Source organism: Skermanella sp. (assembly GCF_059503625.1).
Map to the genome: position 1 here is coordinate 1 of NZ_JCACHA010000755.1, position 10,334 is coordinate 10,334.

At 66.2% G+C, this 10,334-nt stretch carries 9 protein-coding genes; 8 read left to right on the forward strand and 1 reads right to left on the reverse strand.

Annotated features, from left to right (window positions below; translation table 11 throughout):
* Positions 1-81: 81 nt before the first annotated feature.
* Entirely contained in the window at positions 82-507 is a 426-nt protein-coding gene (locus AC5JJ6_RS26095; protein ID WP_496044869.1) for a cupin domain-containing protein, read from the reverse strand.
* Between the two features lie 1,557 nt (positions 508-2,064).
* Here AC5JJ6_RS26095 and AC5JJ6_RS26100 point away from each other — a divergent pair.
* From AC5JJ6_RS26100 to AC5JJ6_RS26135, 8 genes are all read left to right on the forward strand, one after another.
* A complete protein-coding gene (locus AC5JJ6_RS26100) occupies positions 2,065-2,436 on the forward strand; it encodes a hypothetical protein (RefSeq protein WP_496044870.1) in 372 nt (123 codons plus the stop codon).
* Between the two features lie 471 nt (positions 2,437-2,907).
* A complete protein-coding gene (locus AC5JJ6_RS26105) occupies positions 2,908-4,164 on the forward strand; it encodes a flavin-dependent oxidoreductase (protein WP_496044871.1) in 1,257 nt (418 codons plus the stop codon).
* A 49-nt stretch (positions 4,165-4,213) separates the two neighbouring features.
* Positions 4,214-5,173, forward strand: coding sequence for a Bug family tripartite tricarboxylate transporter substrate binding protein (locus AC5JJ6_RS26110; RefSeq protein ID WP_496044872.1), 960 nt, complete (start codon positions 4,214-4,216; stop codon positions 5,171-5,173).
* A 303-nt stretch (positions 5,174-5,476) separates the two neighbouring features.
* Positions 5,477-7,048: a long-chain-fatty-acid--CoA ligase gene (locus AC5JJ6_RS26115; protein ID WP_496044873.1), complete on the forward strand. Its 1,572-nt coding sequence runs from the start codon at positions 5,477-5,479 to the stop codon at positions 7,046-7,048.
* Between the two features lie 639 nt (positions 7,049-7,687).
* Positions 7,688-8,218, forward strand: a complete 531-nt coding sequence (locus AC5JJ6_RS26120) for a methyltransferase family protein (protein ID WP_496044874.1) — start codon at positions 7,688-7,690, stop codon at positions 8,216-8,218.
* On the forward strand, positions 8,179-8,685 hold the full coding sequence (locus AC5JJ6_RS26125; RefSeq protein ID WP_496044875.1) for an SAM-dependent methyltransferase: 507 nt from the start codon (positions 8,179-8,181) through the stop codon (positions 8,683-8,685). Before AC5JJ6_RS26120 ends, AC5JJ6_RS26125 begins: the two co-directional genes overlap by 40 nt.
* 260 nt (positions 8,686-8,945) lie before the next feature.
* The gene (locus AC5JJ6_RS26130) at positions 8,946-9,656 is read left to right on the forward strand and encodes a cysteine hydrolase family protein (RefSeq protein WP_496044876.1); all 711 of its coding nucleotides are present in this window, start codon (positions 8,946-8,948) and stop codon (positions 9,654-9,656) included.
* Between the two features lie 57 nt (positions 9,657-9,713).
* Positions 9,714-10,100 (forward strand): nuclear transport factor 2 family protein, encoded by a 387-nt coding sequence (locus AC5JJ6_RS26135; RefSeq protein WP_496044877.1) that lies wholly within the window; start codon positions 9,714-9,716, stop codon positions 10,098-10,100.
* The last annotated feature ends 234 nt before the right edge of the window (positions 10,101-10,334 follow it).

Here is a 10,334-nt window from a genome sequence, read left to right on the forward strand (position 1 = left end):
CGTGCTGCCAACGACTCACTCAGCGCCGCATTATATGACACAGTAGTACTAGAGCCTGTTCGTCCTTGTCCCGCTGCGCCTCTACGCCGGGGCGCTCATAGGCTTGCCCTTCTCGACCGACAGATGGACGATGAACTTGCATCCTTGAGGTCCGTAGCGCCCGGCGTGCGGCACCCCGGCGGCGACCTGCCAAGTGGCGCCCGCTGAAACCGGAATAGGGGCTTGGCCGTCAATCATCTGTTCCCCACTCCCCTCCAGCACCACTACGCTCTCGACGCCCGGATGGGTGTGGCGTGGGGCAGCCACGTTTGGAGCGGCCTCGACGAGCAACTGGACGACCTCGTGGGCGCCACCAGGAAGGTCCGCCCGCCGGAGGATCGTCACCTTCAGGCCGGCAGTCTCGGCGGGAATTTGCCCGCGGGGCTGCGGTTGCGCCTCCACCCGGGAGGCGACGAGACCGACGGCGCTACAGACAGCGCAGGAACCGAAAAACCTTCTCGAAATCATTCTTCCGATCCTCCCTCGGTTTGCGCCGCACGTCGGTCCAAGGGATTGAGCCACATCCGACACCCAGGCTGATACGTTTTTCGCTAAACGCCACGTACCAGTAATGTCGAGTTAAGGGCTAACAGGCCCTAATACGGGACACCTCCGCGTAGAGCGTGAGATGCGAGGCCTAGATACTGATCGGCAAGGCGGCGCCATGCAGGCGCCGGCCACGACCGACAGCGCGAGAGCCAGGACAGCGCGCGGAGCTGGCGCTGGTGGCGCTGGGTGACGGTGGCGGTGGTGGCGTCACGCGCAGACCGAGACCGAGACAGGAACCGGATCGCGGGCGGGAGGCGCGCGCCCAAACGCGCGCCGCGCGACCCCACCGGGTACGGGGGCCCCGCTATGAGCAAAGGAGTCCCGGCTGCCCATACGTGCGGTTCGACGCACTTGGGCACCTTGCCCCGCTGAAACCTCGGCACCCACCCCGGGTAGCTCTTCTCTTCATGGGGGTGGGGGGGTATTTTTGCGGCTCCGGGCTGACCAGCTCCAGCACCTTGACCTGACGGCGGTGGAGATGCTGGCCCGGCTGGGAGTGGCTGTATAATCAGCGGGTTGGCGGCGGACCGCGCTCAGGAAGACCAGTGCTTAGGGCTACCGGGCTCACAGTCATCGGTGCGGGGACGCTGGCTATGGCGGCAGCGCTCGTGACAGCAGCGGTGCCGGAGCTCACTACCGTAACGTCGTTGGCTACACCATTGGGTCGGCCAGCGATGACCGGGCCACTTGCGCATTGCCGGCCTGTAGCGCGCTCTAGAGCTTCCTTCTCGCCGCGCATTTGGGCGATTTCATGCTTGCGGTCGGTAGTTGCTGGCATCAGCAGCAGAGCCGGCCAAAACACCACAAGTCCGACAGTTAGCAATGCAGTGTCAGTCACATAGTTTGCTGTTGGCGATTAGTAAGATCGGCCTCTTTGGCACTGACCCTAGAAAGCTCCGCGTGCACGTCCTCGCAAGCCATGCTGGCGTACTGGACGGGATTAACGTATGCGGCGCTAATATTACTTGGGTTAGAGACGCATCCACTAAGCATACCTAGGCAGGCCAGCCCGGCACCGAACTTCTTCATCATCATAATTGTGATCCTTGAGCCTAAGCAGTTCTATGCGATAAGGAAACGACATCTCCAGAACTCCTTCCCCGCAACGAAATTCGCTAATAAGTTTATGTTTTTCGATATATTAGACGTAAAGGTTGATTGTCCGCTGGCCACCAGGGGTCGAAAGGCAGTGGCCTTGATCCTCCGCCAGCTCGACGCACTACAGGCTACCGGTGCCGCCCAGGCGGCTCCGGGCTGACCAACTCCCACACCTCGACCTGGAGGCGGCGGAGCTGCTGCCCGGCTGGAGGTGCTCACGACCTAGAAGACGGTTCCGCTGTGGAACGCTCGTAAACCAGCCCGCTGGGGTGGCGTTGGCAGGCCACTCCAAGCAAGACCTGTAAGCCTCCAAGGCCGTCCCGTTCTACGGGTGGCCTTCTCTTTGCGCGGTCGTCGGCGACCACCAACATCCGCAGCATGAGCCTGTCCCCCGATCAGCCGAAGCGGAAGATCACACCTGAAGAGCGTCGGCGCCGGACCGCCGACCGGCTGAAGACCATTCGGTTGAAGATGGCGATCGGCCGCGAGCTGGAAGAGCGGGGCATCACCACGCCTGTCGAGATCGGCGCTGCCCTTGGGCTGCCCGCGGCCGAGGCGACCAAGCTACTGACCCGGCACCAATGGCGCGAAGGCGCCGTCGAACAGCTCGAGGCTGCAGCGACCCGGCTGTGGGGTTGGCAGGGGCTGATTGCGGGTCCTAGAGCGCCTTCCAGGCGCGCTGGGCCCCCACCGGCGGCGGGCCTGACGGCCCTCCCTGGGCGCTTTCCCAGCATGGAAAGCTGGGCGTGAGGCGCCGCCCCCGGCGGCTCCGGGCTGACTAGTTCCCGCACCTCGCGGAGGCGGTGGAGATGCTGGCCCGGCTGGGGGTGGCGGGGGCCTAGAGCGCCACCTAGGACGCGCTGGGTGTGTCTCTACCGGCGGGCCCGGGCCCCGGAAGGGCCTGCAGCCCTCCTGGCACGCTCTCAGGGCATGCCAGGGTGTGACAGGCGCCGCCTCCAGCGGCGCCGGCTGCTGACTTACGAAGGGGGAGACTTATCGCAAGGGAGAGGCAGTGCCCGCTTGACCGCGGCAACAGCCCCACCGCCGTCACCCGCGGCGGCCGCATGTCCTTGTTGGCTGGAAGCCGTCGATCACATCGCAGCGCGGAACTGCCGCTCGTCAGAAGCAAAGACGTACCCTTTGCCTCTCCGGCAGATCTTCGATACGGTAATACCCGTATACATACAGTGGCTTGCTCCCCCTGTTGCGGGAGGACCGATCATGCGCGCCTTGATCGTGGGAGCTGGAATCGGTGGGCTGACCACGGCGCTCAGCCTGCACGCCGCGGGGCTCGAGGCGACGGTCTTCGAGGCCTCGCCCCGCATCGACTCTGTTGGCCTCGGCATCAACCTGCAGCCCACCGCAGTCCGCGAGTTGGCTGAGCTAGGGCTGCTGGAGGCGTTAGCGGCGATCGCCGCACCAGTCGACACCCTCTGCTTCTTCAATCGGCATGGCCAGCAGGTCTGGCAGGAGCCACGTGGCCTCGCCAACGGCTATCGCTGGCCGCAGCTTGCCGTTCACCGGGGCAGGCTGCAGGGGCTGCTGCATGACGCGGTGGCGGCGCGGATCGGGCCGGACCGGATCCGCACGGGCCAAAAGCTGATGGGGTTCGAGCAAGATGGCGCGGGCGTGCTCGCCCGCTTCGCCGATCCCGCGACCGGCACGCTGCGGCCCGGCATCCGCGGCGATCTGCTGATCGGCGCCGACGGGCTGCATTCCGCGGTTCGCCGGCACCACTATCCAGACCAAGCGCTGCGATTCGCAGGGCAGCTGATGTGGCGTGGCGCCGTAGCGACGCCGCCTCTACTCGACGGCCGCAGCATGATCATCGCTGGGCATCGCGACCACAAGGTGGTCGCCTACCCGATGACGCCGGCGCGGAACGGCGAGGTCACCCTGAACTGGATTGCCGAGCTCGCCCAGCCCAACGGTGCGCCGCCTCGCGAGGACTGGAATCGCGCCGTGGACTGCAGCCGCTTCGCCCGCGACTTCGCCGGCTGGCGCTTCCCCTGGCTTGACGTGCCGGACGTCATCGCAAGTACGGCGACCATCCTGGAGTTTCCGAAATTCGACCGCGATCCGGTGCCGCGGTGGAGCTTCGGCCGCGTCACGCTGCTCGGCGACGCCGCGCATCCGATGCACCCCGCGGGTTCGCAGGCCGGCTCGCAGGCGATCCTCGATGCCCGCGTGCTGGCCTGGGAGCTGGCGCGCTGCAGCGGCGACGTCGCCGCTGCGTTGCGCGCCTATGAGGCCGCGCGCCTGCCGGTGACGCGCGCCATTGCGCTGCAGAACCGTGCCATGGGCGCCGAGGCCATGTTGGACCTCGCGGAAGCGCGCGCGCCGCAGGGCTTCGAGGATGTCGAAGCCGTGCTGCCGCGCACCGAGCGCGAACAGCTAGCGAAAGGGTACCGCCGCCTCTCGGGCCTCGATGTGCAGGCCGTTAATGAACGAGCCTCCTTCGCCGTGACGGCGGCATGACGGGGACAACTTGGACGAGAAGGGTGCTGCAATGACGCAATCTATGTGCATGCCACGCCGCACCCTGGCGCTCGCGGCGACGAGCCTTGCCATCTCCGTACTTGCGCAGGCGCAGCCGGCCTGGCCGACCCAGCCGGTGCGCATTGCGGTGCCGACCGCTCCCGGAACCTCGCCGGATATAACTGCCCGCCTCTATGCTGAGGGCTTGGCCACGCGCTGGGGCGTGCCGGTCACTGTGGAGAACCGCCCAGGCGCCGGCGGTGCGGTAGCGGCCGAGTACCTGACGCAGCAGCGCGACGGTCACGCGCTGATGCTCACCTTCATCGGCGTGCTCACCGCGGCGCCGCTACTCTATGCGAAGCTGCCCTTCAATCCGGCGGAGATCGCCCCGGTCTCGGTCGGGGCCGCCGATGCGCTGGTGCTGGTCACGCCGAAGACGCCTTCCTACGCCACGCTGGCGGAGGCGGTGGCTAGCTTCCGTAGCCAGCCCGGCAAACTGAACTACGCGACCGGCGGCTCGGACGACTACCTGGCTATGGTGAGCTTCGTGCGCGGCCAAGGGCTGCAGATGGAGTTCATCGCCTATCGCTCCTCGGTGCTGGCGATCCCGGACCTCACGCAGGGGCGGGTGCATTTACTGCTGGTGCCGCTGGCCGCCGCGCTGCCGCAGGCGCGGGCCGGGACGCTGCAGATGCTGGCGGTGACCAATTCGCAGCGCGCTGAAGCGGCGCCAGAGGTGCCGACGGTGGCGGAGGCCGGCTTCCCCGACATGACCTTCCAGCCGACGCTGGTCTTCCTAGCCCCCGCGGCCATGCCCGCGGCATTGCGCGAGCGGATCGCCGGCGATGTAAGGGCGGTCGCCGGCGCGCCGGGCTTCGCGGAGAAGCTCAAGCCGCTCGGCATGGCGGCCAGCACCAGCACGCCAGAGGCGCTCGGCGAACAGATCGCCACCGTGCGCCAGCACTGGACCGAGCGCGCCCGCACCTATGGCGTGCAACCAGCGAACTGACTTCGAGGCGGCGGATTGCGACAAACCGGGCCGCTACCGCCGAGTTGGGCGAAAGAGCCGCATAGCCCATAGCCGCCCAATAAGATAGCAGCCCATCTGCTGAGCGCGCGCCTTATCGCATGGAAGGTGCTTGCGACGCGGGCACCGGCGGTTAGATCATGCACCGCGTCACTCAGGACTTGCTGGAAGCCGAGCACGTGCGTCCCGGCTCGCCTCCGCGTCCCGCTGGTGGGTTGGCCAGCGGGTGCTTCCTGCGCGGAACTGGGCCTAGGGACAGTGCCGCGGCCTCCCGGGAGGCGGCCGATGAGAGCGTTGCACGAGAGTCGAACCCTGGCCGAGCTGCTGCGCCACCACGCCCGGGAACAACCGACGAAGACCGCTCTGATATTCGACGACTGGACCACGACTTATGGCGAGCTCGACCGCCATGCAGACCAAGTCGCCCACGGCCTCGCTAGGCTCGGCGTGCGCCGCGGCGACCGCGTCGGCTATCTCGGCAAGAACTCGGACCGCTACTTCGAACTGCTGTTCGGCGCCGCCCGGGCCGGCGTCGCGCTGGTCCCGGTGAACTGGCGCCTGGCCGCACCAGAGGTCGCGGCGATCCTCACCGACGCCGGCGTCGCGGCTCTGTTCCTCGGCCGGGGCTTCGAAACTGCGGCCGAGGAACAGGGCATGCCCGCCGGGCTGCGCTGCGTCTCGATGGACAGCGGCGCGGGCGAGCGCTGGCCGGGCTTCGAGGCGTGGCGCGATGCCCAGTCTGTCGCCGACCCAGGAGTGCTAGTTGAGGCGGAGGACACGGTGCTGCAGATGTACACCTCGGGCACCACCGGCTTGCCCAAAGGCGTGGAGCTCACCCACCGCAACTACCTCGCCACCCTGGAGGCCTTGGCGCTTGGCCGGCTCGGCGACATCGGACCCGAGACGGTGGTGTTGGTGTGCATGCCGGTGTTCCACGTCGCCGGGACGAACGTCGGCCTGCTCGGCCTCACACGGGGTACCGAGGTTGTCGTCATGGAGGAGTTCAACCCCACCGGGCTGATCGAGATCATCCCCCGCCATGGCATCACTTGGCTGCTCCTCGTGCCCGCCGCGATCCTGGCGCTGCTGGAGCACCCGACTGCGGCCGCAGCGGACTTCGGTTCGGTGCGCACTCTGGCCTACGGCGCCTCACCGATCGCCGAGGCGCTGATGGTGCGCGCCGGGCGGGCCTTTGCGCGAGCCGGACTGTGGCAGCTCTACGGCCTGACCGAGGCAACGGGTGCCGGCACGATCCTGCCGCCGGAGGCGCACGATCCGGCGCGCGGCAAGCTGCGCTCCTGCGGCCTGCCTTACCCCGGCTTCGAGCTGCGCGTCATGAACCCGCTCGGTGAGCCGGTGCCGGCCGGGACGGCGGGCGAGCTCGTGCTTCGCTCGCCTACGGTGATGAAGGGCTACTGGAACAACCCCGAGGCGACCCGCGCGGCCTTCTTCCCGGGTGGCTGGCTGCGCACCGGCGACGTCGCCCACTTGGACGAGGAGGGCTATGTCTACGTCCAGGATCGGGTGAAGGACATGATTGTGAGCGGTGGCGAGAACGTCTACCCGGCGGAGGTGGAGAACGCATTGTTCGGCCACCCTGCGGTGGCCGACGTCGCCGTGATCGGTGTGCCAGACGAGCGATGGGGCGAGGCGGTGAAGGCCATCGTAGTTCTGCGCCCCGGTGCGTCCGCCTCGGCAGAGGAGATCGTGGGGCACGCGCGGGCGCGCATCGCCGGCTTCAAGCTGCCAAAGTCCGTGGACTTCGCTAAAGCGCTGCCACGCAATCCGTCCGGCAAGATCTTGCGCCGGCTCTTGCGCGAGCCGTACTGGGCAGGCCGCAACCGCAGCGTGAACTGAAACCTCGTTTGCGAAGTTATGGTGCGTAGCCGACGCTAGCAGCCGAACCAGCCGAGCGATTTCTCGACCATCTAGCAGCGCGGCTGCACGACGAAGCCGATGCTGTCTGCGAGGCGGCGGACTATGATCAGCACTGGCCAGAAAGCAGGCGAGCAGGGCGGCAAGGCGACTGTAAATGTTGTGGGCTGTAGTGCGTCCGGATGATGAGACAGCTGGCTGCGCTGTCCAGGCGGCCAAGGGTAGGGTAGCGGGCAGGCACTGAGCAAGGCCGGGTTGCTCGGTGCGGATTTAATTCGGGGTGTGATAGCAGCTTGCGCTGGGCAGAGTTGCGACGCTCTGGCCCGGCGCCGCCCGTGGGGGCGCCGGCGTCAGCGTTCCGGGCACACGCCGGTGCTCCCAAGGGCTTGTCGCTGTGGTTGTGGTCCACTGGTCTGACCTCCGGTTGCGGTGACTTCTACCGCAGCCGGCTGTCTCATCAAACCGTGCCGCGGCTCCGAGGGCGCGACCGCTGCCGCTGTCGAGGCTGTCCCGAAGGTGGCTGCCGAGGCTACGCATTTCGTGCAGCGCAATGCCTGGCCTGGGTATTAGGACAGCATACGGTCGGGTGCAGGCTTAGAGGAATACCGAAGGGAGGGGAGCATGGCCGACGCGTCACCCGCTTTGATCATGGATGCTATCCTTGCCTACCAGCAGACGGCAGCATTGAAGGCAGCCATCGAACTCGACCTTTTCTCTGCGATTGGGCGCGGCAACACTACGGCCGAGGGGCTTGCGCAATCGACCGGAGCGGCAACTCGCGGTATCCGTATTCTTTGCGACTACCTCACCGTTCAGGGGCACCTTGAGAAGCAGGCCAGCGATTACCGGCTCACCCCGTCCTCAGCCGCGTTCCTGGACCGAAGCTCGCCCTCCTGGACCGGCAGCATTGCCGAGTATCTGGCCGCGCCTGAGATGATGGCGCTCTTCCTGGACAGCCCGGCTTCCTATGTCCGCAACGGTGGCTCTGTCGGGCTGGCGACCAATGCGCCTGATCATCCGATCTGGGTGAAGTTCGCCCGCGCGATGGGCCCGTCCAGGGTGCCGGTTGCGGCGAAGGTCGCGTCCGAGCTGGCTCGCTGGGCCCACGTAAGGTGCTCGACATCGCTTGCGGCCACGGCATGTTCGGCGTAGCGGTCCTCCAGACCATTCCGGGCGCGACCGTCACCGCCATTGACTGGCAGGCCGTGCTTGCGGTCGCCCTGGAGAATGCCGAAGCGGCCGGAGTGTCGGATCGCTATCGCCCTCTGCCTGGAAGCGCGTTCGAAGTGGATTGGGGCGAAGGGTTCGACTTAGTCCTGTTGACCAACTTCCTGCACCAACTCGACCGCGACACCTGTGTAGTCCTCCTCCGCAGGGCGTGTGAAAGCCTAGCCCCGGGCGGCCGCGCTGCCGTCGTCGAACAGGTGCTGAACGAGGACCGGGTGTCGCCGCGCTTCCCGGCCATGTTCTCGTTCCAGATGCTTGCCTCGACACCACAAGGCGAGGCCTACACAGCCCATGAGTTTGAACACATGGCTCAGGCGGCAGGTTCTGGACGGATGACCGTAACGCCACTGCCGCCGACGCCGCAGAGTTTGCTTTTGCTTGAGCAGGCCTGATCCTGTATCGAACCAGGATCGATGATCCTGTTCGCAGCGCCGGCCCTTCTTACCGCATGTGTAAATGCCCCGTGCAGGTCAAGGCGAAATAGCATCGTTGACCCCGAGTGCCTGTCGGCTCGGGCTGCGTCTCGAGTTATGGGCACTGAATTCAACAGACAGGCGGAGCCTTTCGACAAATGGCTCCTTGCCCACGCTATGAAGGCACTACCATGCTCGCTGAGCGCCGGGGGACCGGCGCGGAGCGGGAGGGCACACACATGCCGTCGCAAAGCCGCCTGATCACCCTCGACGCCCGGCCGGAGCCGGTGCGGATCGAAACCGGCCGGGCCGCTGTCCTGGTCATAGACATGCAAAACGATTTCGGTACTCGCGGCGGCATGTTCGACCGTGCCGGCATCGACATCAACCCGATCCAGCGCGCCATTGACCCAACCGTTCGGGTGGTGGACGCGGCGCGCGCGGCCGGCTTGCTGGTCGCCTACATCGTCATGCAGTTCCGCCCTGACCTGTCCGATGCAGGCGCCCCGGATTCACCCAACCGGATCAAGCACGCTGCCCTGGGGCTCGGTGCTGAGGTGCCCGCGCCGGACGGGCGTGCTGGGCGCATTCTCGTCGAGGGCACCTGGAACACCGAAATCCTGCCCGCGCTTGCACCGCGCCCAGGCGACCTCGTGGTGTCCAAGAACTACTACAGCGGCTTCTTCGAAACCAGACTCGACTCCCTTCTCCGCGCCCGAGACGTGCGGCACCTCATAGTGACGGGCTGCACGACGAGCATCTGCGTAGAGTCCACGGTGCGGGACGCCATGTTCCGCGGTTACCACTGCGTGGTGCTGGAGGACTGCACCGGGGAGCCGATCGGGGCGGGCCTGCCGCGGAGCAACCACGAGGCGTCGCTCCTCAACATCCAGCTGCTCTTCGGCTGGGTGTCAGACGCCGGCCGGTTCGTCGAGGCGTTGGACTTCTAGCGCCCAACCTGCCCGACCTCGTCGTTGCCGCTTTTGAGCATCCTCCGGGAGAGACAGATGGCACAGAAGCCCAGTGTGAAGTTGCTGCAGGATATCCTCGCCGCCTTCAACAGCCGTGACATAGACAAGGTGATGCACTTCTTCGCCGAGGATTGCATTCTGGAAACCCCGCGCGGTGCCGATCGGTGGGGACGACGATTTGAAGGTGCCGCTGCGGTCCGTGAGGGATTGCAAATGCGCTTCACCGGTATGCCGGATGTCACCTACACGGATGACAGCCACTACGTGGATGGCGACAGCGGCATGTCGAAATGGACAATTCGCGGGACTGATGCCGGAACTGGCCAGAAGCTGGAAGCCAATGGCTGTGATTTTTTCACCTTCCGCAATGGTCTGGTTGTCAGGAAGGACAGTTACTGGAAGATAATAGACCGGGATCATTGATCCGGTTCGGTTGTCAAGAACGCTGGTCAGAAGGTCTTCTTGATACTTGGTTTCCTGCCGGCCCACCGTTGGCCAAGCTCCGCGACCAGAGCACTTTTGCAATCGCACGGGCTTGCGGGTTCTGTTTCGACGCCGCCATCGGATGCACGTTCACAGCGCCAGGTTTACCGACGTCGGTACGCCTTGTTGCAGCGATCGCCGGTCTGGATGGCTTTGGGTAGGGTGAGGCCGGGG

Bases quoted from the DNA above. Each gene is read 5' to 3' on its own strand.
- AC5JJ6_RS26115 (WP_496044873.1), top strand. From the start codon at position 5,477: ATGAGAGCGTTGCACGAGAGTCGAACCCTGGCCGAGCTGCTGCGCCAC.
- AC5JJ6_RS26095 (WP_496044869.1), bottom strand. From the start codon at position 507: ATGATTTCGAGAAGGTTTTTCGGTTCCTGCGCTGTCTGTAGCGCCGTC.
- AC5JJ6_RS26135 (WP_496044877.1), top strand. From the start codon at position 9,714: ATGGCACAGAAGCCCAGTGTGAAGTTGCTGCAGGATATCCTCGCCGCC.
- AC5JJ6_RS26105 (WP_496044871.1), top strand. From the start codon at position 2,908: ATGCGCGCCTTGATCGTGGGAGCTGGAATCGGTGGGCTGACCACGGCG.
- AC5JJ6_RS26100 (WP_496044870.1), top strand. From the start codon at position 2,065: ATGAGCCTGTCCCCCGATCAGCCGAAGCGGAAGATCACACCTGAAGAG.
- AC5JJ6_RS26120 (WP_496044874.1), top strand. From the start codon at position 7,688: ATGGCCGACGCGTCACCCGCTTTGATCATGGATGCTATCCTTGCCTAC.
- AC5JJ6_RS26110 (WP_496044872.1), top strand. From the start codon at position 4,214: ATGCCACGCCGCACCCTGGCGCTCGCGGCGACGAGCCTTGCCATCTCC.
- AC5JJ6_RS26130 (WP_496044876.1), top strand. From the start codon at position 8,946: ATGCCGTCGCAAAGCCGCCTGATCACCCTCGACGCCCGGCCGGAGCCG.